Source organism: Rhodococcus sp. BE178 (assembly GCF_050433545.1).
Classification (GTDB): Bacteria; Actinomycetota; Actinomycetes; order Mycobacteriales; family Mycobacteriaceae; genus Prescottella.
The window spans coordinates 57522-74212 of record NZ_JBNPXA010000003.1 but is presented as its reverse complement, the minus strand read 5'-3'; the positions used below and the strand labels follow the sequence as shown (position 1 = coordinate 74212).

The window sequence follows — 16691 nt, the reverse complement described above, 5'->3', positions numbered from 1 at the left end:
TCAGGCCGGCCCCTCGGACAACTCGAGGGTGTCGCGCCGGGAACGATCGGGGCGCGGGCCGTGCTCCCACGGCGTGAGCAGCCGACCCAGGACGTACAGCGCGGCGTCGAAGATCAGCGCCAGCGCGACGATCGCGATGATGCCGGCCACGATCTGGTCCGGGTAGTCCCGCTGGTAGCCCTTCGTGAACAGCTCACCCAGGCCGCCCACTCCGATCAGCGAGCCGACCGACACGAGCGAGATGTTGGTGACGGCCACGACCCGGACGTTCGCGATCAGGACGGGCAGGGCCAGGGGGAGTTCGACGGTGAGCGCGCGGCGCAGCGGCGTGAACCCGATCGCGGTCGCGGCGTCCACGACATCGTCCGGCACCGCGTCCAACGCCTCCGGAACCACACGGATCAGCAGCGCGGTGGAGTACACGCTCAGCGCGATCACGACGTTGTTCGGGTCGAGGACGCTCAGCCCGAACACACTCGGAATGGTCACGAACAGCGCCAGCGACGGGATCGTGAACGCGATACTCGCGGCGACGAGGGTGGTGCGGCGCAGCCAGCGGACACCCCGGATCGCGGTGCCGACCGGCACCGCGATCACCAGACCGATCAGGAGCGGAAGCAGCGCCAGATAGAGGTGTGTGCGGGTCAGTTCCAGCACGTGCGAGAAGTTGTCGATCAGCCAGCGCACACGATCACCGGCCGTTCCGCAGTCGGTCCTCTTCGCGCCGCTGCTCGGCCAGCCGGGCGATCACGTCGGCCGCGTCGATGCCCCCGGCGACCACACCGCGCTCGTCCACCGCGACACCGATCCCGGAGGGCGAGGAGATGGCGGCGTCGAGGGCCCGGCGCAGGTCCGTGCCGACCGTGAACAGCGAACCGCCGGCCGCGGTCGCGTCCGCGACGGTGCGTCCGGTGCGGACGGCGTCGACCCCGGCCGCGTCGATCCAACCCTGGGGGCGGTCGTCGGCGGTGACGATCAACGCCCATTCGTCGGGGCCGAGCGTGGTTGTCGCGGCTTCGGATTCGCGCACGCGGCGGATCTCGCGCAGCTCCACCGTGTCGGCGCTGCGGAAGGACAATCCGCGGTACCCCCGATCGTGCCCCACGAAGTCGGCAACGAAATCGGTTGCGGGCGCCGAGAGTACGCTGCGCGGCGTGTCGAACTGCTGCAGGCGGCCGTGCGGGCCGAACACCGCGAGCCGGTCGCCGAGCCGGACGGCCTCGTCGATGTCGTGGGTGACGAATACGATGGTCTTGCGCAGCTCGGACTGCAGCCGCAGCATCTCCGACTGCAGATCGGCCCGTACCACCGGATCCACCGCGCTGAACGGCTCGTCCATCAACAGGATCGGGGGATCGGCCGCCAATGCCCGGGCCACGCCCACCCGCTGCTGCTGACCGCCGGACAGCTGGCCCGGATACCGTCCGGCCAGCGCCGGGTCCAAGCCCACGCGTTCGAGCACCTCGAGCGCGACCCGCCGCGCTGCGCGGCGCGAGTCGCCGCGCAGCACCGGAACGGTCGCGACGTTGTCGACGACGGTGCGGTGCGGCAGCAGGCCGGCGCTCTGGATGACGTACCCGATGCCGAGTCGCAGTCGGACGGCGTCCGTCGCGGCCACGTCCTGACCGTCGACGGTGACGGTTCCCGCGGTGGGCAGCACCATCCGGTTGATCATCCGCATCGACGTCGTCTTGCCGCACCCGGACGGGCCGACGAACACCGTGAACGAGCCTTCGTCGATCTTCAGGTCGAGGTCGTCGACGGCCACCGTGCCGTCGGGAAAACGTTTGGTGACACCGGAGAACGAGATCACGAGACGGGAGCGTCCAATCCCTGCCGTGCGACCCACTGCTTCGCCGCGGCCTCCGGTTCGGTCTTGCTGTCGCCCGATACGGCGTCGTTGAGGCCCACCAACTCCTCGGTGGTGAGCTTCGCCGACACCGCGTCCAGGACGCGCGCCAACTGCTCGGTCTTCGCGGATGCACGCAGCAGCGGTACCACGTTCTGCGCCGGGAAGTTGCTCTTCGGATCGGCCAGCACCACCAGATCGTTCGCCTCGATCGCGGGTGAGGTCGTGAAGATGTTCGCGGCGGTCACCTGTCCCGACGTCAGCGCCTTCACCGTCGTGGGGCCACCGCCGTCGGCGATCGGAACGAAGTTGGACGGCGAGATCTCGAGTCCGTAGTTCTCGCGCAGGCCCGGAAGACCCACCGCGCGCTCCTGGAACTCGGCCGGCGCCGCGAACTTCACCTCCGCCGAATGCGCGGCGAGGTCGGCGATCGACGTCAGGTTCCATTTCTCGGCCGTCTCGCGCGTCACCACGACGGCGTCCTTGTCCTCGGCCGGTGCGGGTGTGGTGATCGCGAGATCCGGCGCGAGCGCAGCGGGCAGGGCGGCGTCGATTTCCTCGGCGGTCGTGGCCGTCGAGGACGGGTCGATGTAGTCGAGGAGATTCCCGGTGTAGTCGGGAATGAGCGTGAGCGAACCGTCGCGCAGGGCCGGGACGTAGATCTCCCGGGAACCGATGTTCATCTTGGTCTGCACGTCGAAACCGTTGGCCCGCAGCGCCTCGGCGTAGACGAAGCCGACCGTCTCCGACTCGGGGAAGTTGGCGGAGCCGACGACGATCGAGTTGGGGTCACCACCGCTCGATCCATGGCTTTCGAGCGGGTCGCTGCTGCCGCACGCCGTGAGGAGTGCCAGTGACGCCGCGACTGCGACGCCCGCGAGCCTGTGGATCCGAGAACTCTTCATGTCGTCCTTCCATCGGATCCGGCGTGGCGGCCGCCCAGGGGAGCGGAGCCGTGCGGTGACAAGCCGGATCTCTCGACCGCTCGTGATGGTGCGCGAAGTCAGTGTAACGATAGGTACGACAAGTGCGCGGTACCGACAGGTGCCGGTTCGCACCGCAGCAGAGCGGAGAGGGACACGGTGTCACCGAACGGAAATGGGCGCGTGGGCAGGTTCGCGGCGCGGTTGACGATCGCTGCGCTGCTCGCGGTCGTGACGGCCTGCGGTGTGGACACCGGCAGCAGCGTCGGGGGACCCGAGACACCCGAACCGGTCGTCGTCGGCGCCTCGGACACGGTCGAGAGCGAACTCGTCGCCCGGTTGTACGCGGGCGCGCTCGAAGCTGCCGGGCGCAGCACCGAAGTCGTGCTGGGGCTGGGAGACCGCGCCGACCGCGTCGCCGCCCTCGACGCGAACCGGGTGGCACTGGTGCCGGAGCACACCGGGCGCCTCCTGCACTGGTTCGATCCGGACGCCGATGTCACCGACGCCGAGGACGTATTCGAGGCGCTCAACAAGTCTCTGCCCGAAGGCCTTACGGTGTCCGACTACTCGCCGGCCGACGACCGGTCCGCGCTGGCGCTGTCCGCGGCACAGGCCGACGACCTCGGTGCCCGGTCGATCGACGACATCGCTTCCGCGTGCGCAGGCATGACGCTGTACGCATCCGACACGTTCCGCGAGGATGCGCAGGCGCTCTCGGGTCTCCGATCGGCCTACGGGTGCACGTTCGGGACCGTCGTCCCGGTCCGTTCGACCTCCGACGCGGCCCGTGAACTGATCGTCGGCGCGTCACCCGTCGGCGGCACCACGGCCGCCGCACCCGACGTCGCGCGGGACGAGCTCGTCGTTCTCGCCGACACGAAGGACGCGTTCACCGCGCAGAACGTGGTGCCGCTCTTCCGCAGCGGGGTGCTGCGGGCCGACGACGTCAAGGGGCTCAGCGTGGTCCTGCAACTCACCACCGCGGACCTCACGGACATGGCCGGGCGGGTCCGCGGCGGCGAGATCACCTCGGCCGACGCCGCGGGGGAGTGGCTCGCCGAGCACATCTGACGGCCCCGCGGGGTCGGCCGTCGTCAGCCTCCCACCCGTGCCCGCGCTGCCGCGGCGGCGTCGTGCCGGCCGAGAGCTTCGTGGGCGTCGCCCTCCATCAGCGCGACCCGGACCGCGAGCCGCGGCGCCTCGGTCACCCGCGGCGCGGCGTCGGCGAGCACCGCGAGGGCCTCCTCGTGGCGGTCGGTCGACAGCAACGCCTGCGCGACGACGATCAGTGCGCTGCCGGAGCCGACGACGTCCTCGGCTGCGGCGTAGGCATCGGAGGCCGCGAGCCCCGTCCGTACCGCCTCGTCGAACCGGCCCAGCTGGGACAGTGCCCGAGCCGTCGAGTCCTCGATGTCCGCACGGGTCCAGGGGTCGGCGTGTTCGGCCGCGGCCCGTAGGTCCTCGAGCCCGTCCTCGTCGGCGAACTGGCACCGAGCCCGCCCACGTGCGTGCAGGAGGTCGGCGAGTGCGTCCGGCTGATCGGTGAGTTTCCGGGCGTCCTCGACCGCGTCGTCGAGGGCTTCGACGGCGTCCTCGTCGTCGAACTGCATCATCAGAAGCCCGAGTTCCTTGCCGACCCGTGCCGCCACCGCATAGTCCTCGCCCGCCCGGGCCAGCTCCCGGCCTTCGGCCCACACCGCGACCGCTGCCCCCGGCTCGCCGGCGTCGCGCCTCGCGTAGCCGAGCCACAGGAGGGTCAGGGCACGGGATGCGGGCTCGGTGTCCCGGGCTTCCTCGATCTCCGCCACCGTCGTGAGTTCGTCGACGGCCTCGTCGGGGTGTCCGGACCGTACGAGCGTCACGCCGAGCCGGTAGCGGTGGCCGACGGACTCGGTGCCGGCCAGATCCGCCTCGCGCGTGGCCAGGCGCAGTCGGCCGGCCGCCTCGTCCAGCCGGCCCAGGTCGTCGCAGATCTGGGCGCTCAGGGCAGCCAGCGGGGCGGTCACGGACCGGGCAGCGTGGGTAACGGACAGGTCGAGCGCGGCGTCGACCGCGGTCAGCGCCTCCTCGAACCGGCCGCCCCCAGCCAGTAGTTGGGCCAGCAACCGCAACAGCACCGCGCGGCGTCCGGGCGCGGTTGTCGGGGTCAGTTCGGACTCGAGCCAGGCGAGCGCCGCCTCCCCGCCCTCGGCACCCAGGATCGTGTCGACCTGCTCGTCCAGCGGGCCCGAGCCTGTCACCTCGTCGACGAAGGCCGTCGTCGCGGCCGGGTCAGCCGAGGCGGGAGGAGCTGGCACAACGTGCGTCGTGCCGATCGGCAGGTCCCAGTGCTGCCCAGCCAGAGTCCTTGCGGCGGCGACCTTCTCGCTGCGGCGCTCGGTGCCGTTGCGCTCGTCGAATCGGGTCGCGAGTTCCTCGGCGGCACGCCAGGATGACTGTGCCAGTTCGGCGACGGTCCAGGCGCCGGTGTGCGCGCCGAAGAACCGGCGGAGGGGCTCCGCGCCGGCCCCGCGGACGTGCTCGTGTCCGAGCCCGGCACGGTCGGCCGCCGTGCACGTCACCGCGAAGGCGGTGAGGGCGTCGAGGTGCGCGATCGCGTTGAGGTTGTCGTGCGCCAGCCAGCCGATGTGCCGTTCGAGCATCTCCAGGGCGCGCTGAGCGTTTCCGGTGACCGAGAGGAAGATCAGGTGCTGCCCGACCATGTCGATGTTGTCGACGTTGCGGCGTGCGAGTCGGTAGCCCCGCATGTGCATCTGCTCGGCATCGTCGAGACGGCCGACCTGGAGCAGCGGCACCAGCGTGTGGGCCATCGCCCGCTCCGGTTCGTCGGCGCACCCCATGTCCTGGTCCAGCATCTCCTGGACGACGGCCAGTCCGGCCTCGAGGTCCCCGGTGGCGAGTCGGAACTGGGCCTCCTCGGAACGAACGCACGCCTCGCAGTGGCTGTAGTCGTCGCGCGGGGTCCGTCCCAGCTCCTCCAGGTAGCGGGCGGCCTCCTCGATCCGGCCTGCCTCGAATGCCTGCCAGAACCGGGTCTGCACCACCCCGGACAGGCCGACGCCGGCCTGCCGGTACGCGATCTCCATCTGCTCGATCGACTCGGCGATCGTCGCCCGCGGGAACATCGGGTTCGAGGCGAGCGCGTCGGCGATCCACTTGTGGAACCACAGCAGGTCGTGGTCGTCGACCTCGGTGGGGAAGGTGGCCGGGTCGGCGGCGTTTCGCCCGACACACCACGCGAATGCGGTGAGCAAGGCGTCGGTGTCGCCCGTCATGGAGGCGGACTGGATCAGGCGCATCCGCACGGCGTAGGCGGCGGCCTCGTCGCCGGTCTCCTCGGCGAGCGTGATCGCCCGCTCGATGAGTTCGCGTTCCGCCGGTCCGTAGGCCGTCGAGTCGATCTCGCTGATCAGTGCGTCGAGGGTGGTCTCAGTCGGCATGGTCGTCCTTGTCGATGGTGGAGGGGGAGTGCGGTCCGGGATCGGTGACGACGCCCGCGTCGAGACCGACGGACAGGTGCACGATGTCGGTCATGGCGTCGGTCAGGGCCGAGCGATCGGTCGCCCGCAGCGGCCGGTGCCCGGCGAGCAGTGCCTGGACGTAGAGGATCCGCACCGCCCGCGACAGCACCGCATCGTCGTCGACTGCGGCGAGGGTACGCACCAACCGATTTCGCCAGTTCAGGGCCAGCCGACCGGAGGCGTCGGCACCGGAGGCCGCCGCTGCGTCCTCCACCCGGCCGAGGACATCGGCCCAGAACCCACCGGCCGACTCGCCGGCTTGCTCGCGCCGCAGGTTCCGGAGCACCGCCTCGTCCGCGACGTACAGGGCCGGGACGGTTTCCGGCTGGAACGCCCGTACCGCGGTCGCGCAGTCGAGGTCCGCCAGCGCGGCGTCGGCACGCTCCTGCAGGCGGCGGGACGCGGCCCGCTCGGACAGCGGCGGCACGTCGAGGTGATCGATTTCGTCTGCCACGGTGACGATCTCGACTGCGGCACCGGGCACGAACTCCGGCAGCCGGGCCGCGATCTCCGCGTCGTAGACGTAGCCGCCGTTGACGATCGGAGCGCCGGGGCGGGCGATCCCGGCCAGCTGCCGGAACTCGTCGACGGTCCGGGTGTACCGCACCGTGCCGCGGCGGGCGGCCTCGCCGAAGGTCGTCTGCCCCTCGGTGGTCTCGATCGGCAGGTGGGGGACGATGAACCGGGCCAGTTCGTCGTCGTGGAGGACGAGCGCCCGCAACGCGAGGTGGTGCACGGACAGGAACGCCGCCAGCCGGTGCGGCGATTCCGCCGCCAGACCGATGACCCAGCGGCGAACCGCGGCACCCAGCTCGGCACGAGTCTCCTCGAGCGCGGTGTCCTCGATCAGGGACTCGCGGGAGGCCGTCGGGTGCAGCCCGGTGGTGTCCACGACGGACCGCACGAAGAACGCCCAGTCCGGCAGGAGGTCGTCCATGCGCTCGGACAGCAGCATGCCGCCCAGGTAGACGCGGCTCGACTGCCGTTGGCCGGGGGAGAGCTGGAACGGCAGCACGAACGCGGTGCCCCGGGTGCCGGTGGATGGGACATGCAGCGGAATCGTGGCGAAGGGCTCGGCACCGACGATCTCCCGGCCCAGCTCGCGCAGGTCGGGCGACGGGACTGTCGTGCGCTCGAGGAACGACGCCGGTCGGGTCACCGTCTCACCGGCCACGGTCACCCGCACCGGCAGGTGCCGGCCGAACCGGTCTGCCAGCTCGTACGCCCCCGCGCGCGATACGAGTCCGGCGGAGTCCGGGCGGGGGAACAGTTCGACCCGGGTTCCGACCGGCAGATCGTCGGCGAGTTCGGTCACCGTGAACGTGCCGTCGGTGCGGCCGACCCATTCGACGGCGGGCGCACCGGTGGCCGACCGGGACCGGACCCGGATCTCGTCGCTCACCATGAAGCAGCTGAGCAGGCCGATCCCGAACTGGCCGAGGCGGTCGGTGCGTGGCAGATCGAGGATGTCGCGTTTGGAACTGCGGCCCACCGTCGCGAGCAGCTCGCCCACCTCGGCCGCGGTCAGTCCGACGCCGTCGTCCTCGACCGCGAACACGGCCCCGGCCTCGTCTGCGGGCAGCACCCGGATGGTGCCGACGTGGCCGGGTTCGTGGTCGCGACGGGCCGCGATCGCATCGCACCCGTTCTGCAGGAGCTCACGGATGAAGACCTGCGGCCCGGTGTAGATGCTCGCGCTGAGAAGCTCGATGATCCCACCGAGGTGTACCTGGAATGGACGGCTGCCGCCGTCGGCTCTCGTTGTCATCGAGGGAAGAGCTTAGCGAGGGGTAACGACATTTCGGTCAGCCGCGATCGGCCCAGGTGGTCCGGGGCGGCCGGCCGGATAGTCGGGACCGGCCCGTCAGTTCGCCTTCGGCAGGACGCGCGAGGTGATCGTCGCGACCACCCGCTGGTAGCTCGGGCCGACGATGCGCACCCAGGCGTCGAGGAACTTGGCGTCGGCACCGATCAGCACGCGCGCCTTGCCTTTTCGCACTCCGTTCACGATGGTCTTCGCGGCGTCCTCGGGCGTGGTGCGGGCCAGGTGCTTGTCGAAGAACTGGGCGAAGGTGACCTGGTCGTCGCCGTCGGGCACCGCCGCGTTTCGGGCGATCGCGGTCTTGATGCCGCCGGGATGCACGCACGTCACCTTCACGGGGTGCTTGGCGATCAGCATCTCCTGGCGCAGCGATTCGGTGAACCCGCGCACCGCGAACTTGGCTGCGTTGTACGCGCTCTGGCCCGGAATCGACAGCAGTCCGAACAGGCTCGAGACATTGACGATGTGTCCGTCGCCGGACGCGATCACGTGCGGCAGGAACGCCTTGGTGCCGTTCACGACACCCCAGAAGTCGACGTCCATGATGCGCTCGATGTCCTTGAACTCCGAGCGCTCGACCTCGCCGTGGAACGCGATGCCGGCGTTGTTGTAGATCTGGTTGACCTTGCCGAAGTGCGCCACGACGGCGTCCGCGTACTCGAGGACGGCCTCGCGCTGGGTGACGTCGAGATGATCGGACTTCACGTGCGCGCCGAGCGCCTCGACCTGTCGTACCGTCTCCGCCAGGCCTGCCGGATCCATATCCGAGAGAGCGAGTTTCGCGCCCTGTCCGGCGAGGTTCAGTGCTACGGCCCGGCCGATGCCGGACCCCGCACCGGTGATGACACAGACCTTGCCCGCGAATTCACTCACTGTGCTGCCACCTTGTCGTCGTCGAGATCGGTCAGTTCGGTATCGATGCCTGCTGCGGTCGACACCGCCGCGGGTGCGGGCACCCGCAGGTCGCCGGTGGTCACGCTGCGGTACGCGCCGAGGTCGAATTGCTTTGTCATGTTGCGGAACTCGAACGTGAAGCCCGGCCACAGCGTGGTGTTGTTGCCGTGCTTGTCGAGGTACCAGCTGGCGCAGCCACCGTTGTTCCACACGCTCTTGGACAGCTTGTCCTGCAGTTCCCGGTTGTAGCGGTCCTGCACGTCCTTGCGGACCTCGATGGTGCCGATGTCGTAGCGCTCGATCGCGTCGATCGCATCGACGACGTAGTTGAGCTGCGACTCGATCATGAACACCATCGACGAGTGGCCCAGTCCGGTGTTGGGGCCGACGAGAAAGAACATGTTGGGGTAGTTCGCGATTGCGGAGCCCTTGTATCCCTGCTGTCCGCCCTCGTCGAACGTCTCGGCCAGCGAGCGTCCGTCCTTGCCGAAGATGCCGGCGAAGGTGGGGGAGTCGGTGACGTGGAAGCCGGTGGCAACCACGATCGCGTCCACCTCCCGGACCGTGCCGTTCCTGTCGACGACGGAATCGGCGCGCACCTCGGCGATGCCGTCGGTGACCACGTCGACGTTCGACTGCGCGAGCGCCGGGTAGTAGTTGTTCGAGATCAGCATGCGCTTGCAGCCGATCTGGAAGTCGGGGGTGACCTTGCGGCGCAGCGCCCTGTCCTCGATCTGACGGCGCAGGTGGCGCTCGGCCGCGAACTGCAACGGCTTCATGAAGATCGGGGCCTTCGCCAGACCCACGACCTGAGTCTCCCGCATCCAGTAGATGCCGGTGCGGCAGAGCTTCTGGAAACCGGGCAGGTACTTGAACGCGAGATGCTCCGCCTTGGTGTACTCGCGGTCCGCGCGCGGCAGGATCCACGGCGCGGTGCGCTGGTACACGTCGAGGTGGGAGACCTTCTGCGCGAGTTGCGGCACGATCTGGATCGCCGACGCGCCGGTGCCGATCACCGCGACCCGCTTGCCGGTGAGGTCGGCGTCGTGGTTCCACTGCGCGGAGTGGAAGATCTCGCCCTCGAACTCGTCGATGCCCTTGATGTCGGGCAGCGACGGCTCGCACAGCGCGCCGACGGCGGAGACGACGATCTTGGCCTCGAAGTCGCCCTTCGACGTGCGGACGTCCCAGCGGGCCGTGTCCTCGTTCCAGTGCGCCGAGAGCACGTCGCACCCGAACACGTGCCTGTCGAGCACGTTGTACTTGCGGGCGACCGACGAGATGTAGCGCTGGATCTCGGGCTGTGGCGAGAACGAGCGGGTCCACTCCGGATTGAGTGCGAACGAGTACGAGTACAGGTGCGACGGGACGTCGCACGCCGCACCGGGATAGGTGTTGTCGCGCCACGTGCCGCCCACGTCGGCGCCGCGCTCGAGGACGAGGAAGTTGCGCTTGCCTGCCTGCGTCAGCTTGATAGCCGCGCCGAGGCCGGCGAAGCCGCTGCCGATGATCAGTGTGTCGACCTGGCGCGGAGATGCCGCCCGGGCGGAAGTATCTGTGACGGGAAGACTCATGTAGATGAGCGTAGGGAGTTGTTGATTGCTAGTCAATAGTCTACTGAACACGATTCAGTAAGGTGGACGTCATGGAAGGCGCAAAACGCACGCGGCTCAGCCCCCAGGAACGGCGCGCGCAGCTCATCGATCTGGGCGTGCGCATGCTCGCGGAACGGACGCTCGAACAGATCTCGGTCGAGGACATCGCCGACCGGGCCGGGGTGTCCCGCGGCCTGCTGTTCCACTACTTCGCGTCCAAGCACGACTTCCACGTCGAGATCGTCCGCCACACCAGCGCCGAGATGCTCGACCGCACCGCGCCGAACCTCGATCTGCAACCGATCGAGATCCTGCGCGACGTCATGGCGTCGTACGTCGACTACGTCTCCGAGAACCGCGACACCTACGTCTCGCTGCTGCGGGGAACCGCGAGCGGTGATCCGGCGATGCGGGAGGTGTTCGAACAGACCCGGGCCGAGATGGCCCGGCGCGTCGTCGAGCAGTTGCCGACGCTCGGCATCGAACCGGACGCGCGCATCGCGCTGTCCGTGCGAGGCTGGATCGCCTTCGTCGAGGAAGCGACCATCACGTGGCTGCGGGCGCCCGAGATCTCCCGTGAGGAACTGATCGAACTCCTGGTCACGGCGCTGCCGGCGGTCGCGCTCAGCTCCGACATGGCGGCGGCGCTGCTCCAGTAGCGGCGGTGCCCCGGGATCGCGGCGTGCCGTCGCCGGCCGCTACCGGTAGCAGTAGGAATCCGACGAGGCATCGCCACCCTGGAGCCTGACCTGGTGCGCCCGTAGGCCCCGGAAGTCTCCGTCGTGCGGGAAGAAGCGCTCGTCCACGGTCATCCCACCGCGCGGATCGGTGTGCAGCAACGCCATCCAGGCGCCGACCCCGTCCGGGTAGAACTGGTCGTCCCAGGCGCCGTACAGGGAGTTGGTGACGTACACCCGCCGGCCGTCCCGACTGATCTCGACCATCTGTGCACCGCCGGACAGCGGCCGGTCCGGTGCGGCCGGATGCGCGGTGCGGCCGACGATGCCCCCCAGCCGGACGGACCCGGTCTCCTTCGGGGAGGCGGGGTCCCGCACGTCGAACTGCTTGAGCTCACCGGTGCCCCAGCACGAGACGTAGAGGAACGCGTCGTCGACGGACAGGTCGATGTCGGTGACGAGCGGGGGCACCGCGCCGAACGGTTTCAGCGCCGGTGGGAGCGCGTCCGGCTCGGCGATCTCGGCCGGGATGGTGATCACCTTGTCCACCGCCCAACCGCCGTCGTCACGGTGCCAGCGCCACACCGAGGCCGACAGGTCCTCGGTCGAGACCACCACGCCGACGAATCCCCAGGTGGCCTCCGGATCGTGCGACGGGCGGAGTTCGAGCGGCATCTGGTGTTGTGCGCCGAGGTCCACCCGCTGCTGGTGCCGACCGGTGGCCAGGTCCCAGAAATGGATTGCGTGGCCGTACTCGTTGGCCAGCAGCAGGTCCGGTCGCAACCCGTCCTCGATCATCGACGGCGTGCCCCATTCGCTGCTGATCAGCGTGTTCTGGTTGAGATGCCACCAGGCGTCGTACGCGAAGTATTGCGGTCCCCGATCGGTCTCCCAGCGTCGGAGCACGTCGAACGTGTCGTGATCGAGCAGGGCGATCCCGCCCGGGCCGTCCGATCCGTCGGCCCCTCCGAGGCAGGTCATGAAGATGCCGTCCGGCCCGCAGTGCAACGTGTGCGGCCGGGAGTATCCGGCCTTGGCGGCGAGTTCGGCGGCGTCCACCACCCTGGTCACCGTCGGGCGGCGCGGGTCGGGTCCGGTGTCGAGCACGTTCAGGGTGGACGAGCGCAGCCCCGGCACGATGAGGTACCGGCGGGCCAGCCCCGCCATGTCGTGCCCCTCGTGCTTCAACGCGCTGCTACACGCGTTCCAGCCGAAATGGTGCAACTCGTTGCCCAGGCCGGGAACTTCCGTCCAGCCCACCACCCGGCCGTAGGTGTCCGAGCCGGGATCCACGTCGACGACGCTCATCGCGTCGGGCTTGTCCGCCGCGCGGTCGAACGCGGCCACGTAGGCCAGTGACTCCGGTGGTGCGGCCGCCGCGTCCGCGGCTGTCCGGTAGAAAGTCGGGTCCGTCGTCGGCTGACTCATCTTCAGCCTCCTTCGTAGAGACGATGAGCCCCGCTTCTCAGACTATGAGAGTCGCGCGTGAGACGGAACCGTGGTGACCGGGCCGCCTGGACGGGACCGGCCCGCCCACTCGTGCGAGTGGGCGGGCCGGGATGCCGTGAAAGTCGATCAGACGGTGGGCGTGAACGCCGCGTCGATGATCTCCTGCTGCTCGACGGCGTGGACCTTGCTCGATCCCGACGACGGTGCCGACATCGCACGACGGGAGACGCGCTTGACGCCCGCCAGCTTCTCGGGCAGCAGCTCCGGCAGTGCCAGGCCCAGGAACGGCCATGCACCCTGGTTCGCCGGCTCCTCCTGGACCCAGTAGAACTCGGAGACGTTCGGGTAGCGGTCCAGCGTCTCCGCGATGCGGCGGCGCGGCACCGGGTACAGCTGCTCGATCCGGACGATCGCGACGTCGTCGCGGTTGTCCTTCTGCTTCTTCGCGAGCAGTTCCCAGTACAGCTTGCCCGAGGTCAGCAGCACGCGCTTGACCTTGGCGCGGTCGGCGTCGCCGGTCTCGTACGTCGGCTCCTCGAACACCGAGCGGAACTTGCCGGTCGTGAAGTCCTCGAGGTTGCTGACCGCGGCCTTGTTGCGCAGCATCGACTTCGGCGTGAACACCACCAGCGGGCGGCGGATGCCGTCGAGGTGATGGCGACGCAGCAGGTGGAAGTAGCTGGCCGGAGTGGACGGCACGGCAACGGTCATCGAGCCCTCGGCGCACAGCTGCAGGAACCGCTCGATACGACCGGAGGTGTGGTCCGGACCCTGGCCCTCGTGGCCGTGCGGCAGCAGCAGCACGACGTCCGACAGCTGGCCCCACTTGGCCTCACCGGAGCTGATGAACTCGTCGATGATGGTCTGCGCGCCGTTGACGAAGTCACCGAACTGCGCCTCCCACAGCACCAGCGCGTCGGGGTTGCCCACCGAGTAGCCGTACTCGAAGCCCACGCCCGCGTACTCGGTCAGGGCCGAGTCGTAGACCATGAACTTGCCGCCGTTGTCGGCGTTTGCCGCGATCTCGGAGATCGGGTTGTACTCGTCGCCGTTCTTGCGGTCGATGAGCACCGAGTGGCGCTGCGTGAACGTGCCGCGGCGCGAGTCCTGGCCGGTCAGGCGCACCAGTGCGCCCTGCTCGACCAGCGAGCCGAACGCCAGGAGCTCGGCGAACGCCCAGTCGATGTGGCCCTCGCGGGACATCTCGCGACGCTTCTCGATGACCGGCTTGACGCGCGGGTGCACCGTGAAGCCCTCGGGCACGTTGACGAACGCGTCACCGATGCGCTCGAGCACCGACTTGTCGACGGCCGTGGTCAGGCGCGCAGGCGGCGTCTGGTCCAGCTCCACCGACTCCGACGGTTCGGGCTTGAACTTCTCGAGCTCGCGAACCTCGTTGAACACCCGCTCGAGCTGGCCCTGGTAGTCGCGCAGGGCGTCTTCGGCTTCCTTCATCGAGATGTCGCCGCGGCCGATGAGGGACTCGGTGTAGCTCTTGCGGACGCTGCGCTTGGTGTCGATCACGTCGTACATCGCCGGCTGGGTCATCGACGGGTCGTCGCCCTCGTTGTGACCGCGACGGCGGTAGCAGATCATGTCGATCACGACGTCCTTGCCGAACTTCTCACGGAAGTCGACGGCGAGCTGCGCCACCCAGACACAGGCCTCGGGGTCGTCGCCGTTCACGTGGAAGATCGGTGCGCCGATCATCTTCGCGATGTCGGTGCAGTACTCGGACGAACGCGAGTGCTCCGGAGCGGTGGTGAAGCCGACCTGGTTGTTGACGACGATGTGCACGGTGCCGCCGGTGCGGTAGCCGCGCAGCAGCGCCAGGTTCAGGGTCTCGGCCACGACACCCTGGCCCGCGAAGGCAGCGTCGCCGTGCAGCATCAGCGGCAGGACGGTGAAGCCCTCCTGGCCCTTGTCCAGGATGTCCTGCTTGGCGCGGACCAGACCCTCGAGGACCGGGTCGACCGCTTCGAGGTGCGACGGGTTCGCGGTGAGCGAGACCTTGATGTCGTTCTCGCCGAACATCTGGATGTAGGTGCCCTCGGCGCCCAGGTGGTACTTCACGTCGCCGGAGCCGTGTGCGGCCGCCGGGTTCATGTTGCCCTCGAACTCGGTGAAGATCTTCGAGTAGGGCTTGCCGACGATGTTCGCCAGGACGTTGAGGCGACCACGGTGCGGCATGCCGATGACGACCTCGTCGAGGCTGTGCTCGGCGCTCTGGTCGATGACGGCGTCCATCATCGGGATGACGGACTCGGCGCCCTCGAGCGAGAAGCGCTTCTGGCCGACGTACTTGGTCTGCAGGAAGGTCTCGAACGCCTCGGCGGCGTTGAGCTTGCTCAGGATGTACTTCTGCTGCGCGACCGTGGGCTTGACGTGCTGGGCCTCGACGCGCTCCTGCAGCCATGCCTGCTGGTCCGGCTCGAGGATGTGCGTGTACTCGACGCCGATGTGGCGGCAGTACGCGTCACGCAGGATGCTCAGCACGTCGCGGAGCTTCATCCGGGCCTTGCCGTGGAAGCCGCCGACGTTGAACTCGCGGTCCAGATCCCACAGGGTCAGGCCGTGCGTCGTGACGTCGAGGTCCGGGTGGCTGCGGAACTTGTCCTTGACGAACTGCAACGGGTCCGTGTCGGCCATCAGGTGACCGCGGTTGCGGTACGCCGCGATGAGCTCGAGCACACGGGTGTTCTTGTCGACCGCGCCCTCCGGCACATCCTTGCGCCAGCGGACCGGCTCGTAAGGAATGTGCAGCGAGTGGAAGACCTCGTCGTAGAACTCGTCGCTGATCAGCAGGTTGTGGATCGTGCGCAGGAAGTCGCCGGACTCGGCGCCCTGGATGATCCGGTGATCGTAGGTGGAGGTCAGCGTCATCAGCTTGCCGACGCCCATCTCCGCGATGCGCTCGTCGCTCGCGCCCTGGAACTCGGCGGGGTACTCCATCGCACCGGCACCGATGATGGCGCCCTGGCCCTGCATCAGGCGCGGGACGGAGTGGACGGTGCCGATGCCGCCGGGGTTGGTCAGCGAGATCGTGACACCCGAGAAGTCCTCGGCCGTGAGCTTGCCGTCGCGCGCGCGACGGACGATGTCCTCGTACGCGCTGTAGAACTGCACGAAGTTCATCGAGTCGGTGCCCTTGATGGCAGCGACGACGAGCGAACGGCTGCCGTTCTTGCCGGGCAGGTCGATGGCCAGACCGAGGTTGGTGCTGGCAGGCGTGATGACGTTGGGCTTGCCGTCGATCTCCGCGAAGTGGCGGTTCATGTTCGGGAACGCCTTGACCGCCTGCACGATCGCGTAACCCAGGATGTGGGTGAACGAGACTTTGCCGCCACGGGTACGGGCGAGGTGGTTGTTGATGACGATCCGGTTGTCGAACATCAGCTTCGCCGGGATGGCGCGAACGCTGGTGGCAGTCGGGATGTTGAGCGAAGCCGACATGTTGCGGGCCACGGTGGCGGCCGCACCGCGCAGCACCTGGTTGGTGTTCTGAGCGGGAGTTTCCGAGGCGGGGGCAGCCTGGGGAGCGGCGGCCTTGGCGGCCGCAGGCTTGGGGGCGGCTGCCTGGGGGGCAGCTGCGGGCTTGGGTGCCGGCGGGGGCGCGGCCTTCGGGGCCGGAGTGGCAGCGGGTGCCGGGGCGGCAGGTGCCGCAGCCGCAGCACCGTTGGCTGCCTTCGTGGCGACATCACCGGCGCCGTTCAGCGCCTCACCGTTCCCGCCCGCATTCGCCGCATCGGGCGAGTAATCCGTCAGAAACTCGTGCCAACTAGCGTCCACGGATGAGGGGTCATCCTGAAAGCGTTGGTACATCTCGTCAACCAACCACTGGTTCTGTCCGAACTGGGAAGTAGAGCTGCTGCTCACGGCAGGTGTTCGCCTCGTTTCTTTCTTCGGTACCCGATCAGAGCGCCTATACACATGAGGCTAGCCTCCGCGCGTCGAGCTC

At 68.9% G+C, this 16691-nt stretch carries 11 protein-coding genes; 2 read left to right on the top strand and 9 right to left on the bottom strand.

The features are described from left to right. The 3 genes from J2X34_RS07260 to J2X34_RS07250 are packed head-to-tail and all read right to left on the bottom strand — an operon-like array spanning position 1 to position 2754. Complete coding sequence (locus J2X34_RS07260; RefSeq protein WP_114718466.1) at positions 1 to 687, bottom strand: ABC transporter permease; 687 nt, start codon at positions 685 to 687, stop codon at positions 1 to 3. Between the two features lie 4 nt (positions 688 to 691). Further along, on the bottom strand, positions 692 to 1813 hold the full coding sequence (locus J2X34_RS07255) for an ABC transporter ATP-binding protein (RefSeq protein ID WP_114718467.1): 1122 nt from the start codon (positions 1811 to 1813) through the stop codon (positions 692 to 694). Then, positions 1810 to 2754, bottom strand: a complete 945-nt coding sequence (locus J2X34_RS07250) for an ABC transporter substrate-binding protein (protein ID WP_429516454.1) — start codon at positions 2752 to 2754, stop codon at positions 1810 to 1812. The genes J2X34_RS07255 and J2X34_RS07250 overlap by 4 nt, the downstream gene beginning before the upstream one ends. Positions 2755 to 2955: 201 nt before the next feature. Here J2X34_RS07250 and J2X34_RS07245 point away from each other — a divergent pair, with 201 nt between their 5' ends. Beyond that, the gene (locus J2X34_RS07245) at positions 2956 to 3846 is read left to right on the top strand and encodes an ABC transporter substrate-binding protein (RefSeq protein WP_254622860.1); all 891 of its coding nucleotides are present in this window, start codon (positions 2956 to 2958) and stop codon (positions 3844 to 3846) included. Between the two features lie 23 nt (positions 3847 to 3869). On the opposite strand, the gene J2X34_RS07240 is transcribed toward J2X34_RS07245, so the two are convergent. The 4 genes from J2X34_RS07240 to J2X34_RS07225 all read right to left on the bottom strand — a co-directional run bounded on the left by J2X34_RS07240 (position 3870) and on the right by J2X34_RS07225 (position 10586). Continuing rightward, complete coding sequence (locus J2X34_RS07240) at positions 3870 to 6215, bottom strand: hypothetical protein (protein WP_114718470.1); 2346 nt, start codon at positions 6213 to 6215, stop codon at positions 3870 to 3872. Beyond that, entirely contained in the window at positions 6205 to 8064 is a 1860-nt protein-coding gene (locus J2X34_RS07235) for an HSP90 family protein (protein ID WP_114718471.1), read from the bottom strand. Before J2X34_RS07235 ends, J2X34_RS07240 begins: the two co-directional genes overlap by 11 nt. 96 nt (positions 8065 to 8160) lie before the next feature. Then, complete coding sequence (locus tag J2X34_RS07230; RefSeq protein WP_114718472.1) at positions 8161 to 8991, bottom strand: SDR family NAD(P)-dependent oxidoreductase; 831 nt, start codon at positions 8989 to 8991, stop codon at positions 8161 to 8163. Continuing rightward, a complete protein-coding gene (locus J2X34_RS07225; RefSeq protein WP_114718473.1) occupies positions 8988 to 10586 on the bottom strand; it encodes a flavin-containing monooxygenase in 1599 nt (532 codons plus the stop codon). Before J2X34_RS07225 ends, J2X34_RS07230 begins: the two co-directional genes overlap by 4 nt. 71 nt (positions 10587 to 10657) lie before the next feature. Between J2X34_RS07225 and J2X34_RS07220 the strand changes: the two genes are divergently transcribed. Further along, positions 10658 to 11266: a TetR/AcrR family transcriptional regulator gene (locus tag J2X34_RS07220; protein ID WP_114718474.1), complete on the top strand. Its 609-nt coding sequence runs from the start codon at positions 10658 to 10660 to the stop codon at positions 11264 to 11266. A 39-nt stretch (positions 11267 to 11305) separates the two neighbouring features. Here J2X34_RS07220 and J2X34_RS07215 read toward each other — a convergent pair whose 3' ends face one another. Then, positions 11306 to 12712 carry a selenium-binding protein SBP56-related protein gene (locus J2X34_RS07215; RefSeq protein ID WP_114718475.1) on the bottom strand — a complete coding sequence of 469 codons (1407 nt, stop codon included), beginning with the start codon at positions 12710 to 12712 and terminating at the stop codon, positions 11306 to 11308. Between the two features lie 147 nt (positions 12713 to 12859). Further along, entirely contained in the window at positions 12860 to 16609 is a 3750-nt protein-coding gene (locus J2X34_RS07210) for a multifunctional oxoglutarate decarboxylase/oxoglutarate dehydrogenase thiamine pyrophosphate-binding subunit/dihydrolipoyllysine-residue succinyltransferase subunit (protein ID WP_114718476.1), read from the bottom strand. Between the last annotated feature and the right edge of the window lie 82 nt (positions 16610 to 16691).

Excerpts from the sequence above, each read along its gene's own strand:
- J2X34_RS07250 (WP_429516454.1), bottom strand. The coding sequence starts at position 2,754 with ATGAAGAGTTCTCGGATCCACAGGCTCGCGGGCGTCGCAGTCGCGGCG.
- J2X34_RS07240 (WP_114718470.1), bottom strand. The coding sequence starts at position 6,215 with ATGCCGACTGAGACCACCCTCGACGCACTGATCAGCGAGATCGACTCG.
- J2X34_RS07235 (WP_114718471.1), bottom strand. The coding sequence starts at position 8,064 with ATGACAACGAGAGCCGACGGCGGCAGCCGTCCATTCCAGGTACACCTC.
- J2X34_RS07225 (WP_114718473.1), bottom strand. The coding sequence starts at position 10,586 with ATGAGTCTTCCCGTCACAGATACTTCCGCCCGGGCGGCATCTCCGCGC.
- J2X34_RS07220 (WP_114718474.1), top strand. The coding sequence starts at position 10,658 with ATGGAAGGCGCAAAACGCACGCGGCTCAGCCCCCAGGAACGGCGCGCG.
- J2X34_RS07215 (WP_114718475.1), bottom strand. The coding sequence starts at position 12,712 with ATGAGTCAGCCGACGACGGACCCGACTTTCTACCGGACAGCCGCGGAC.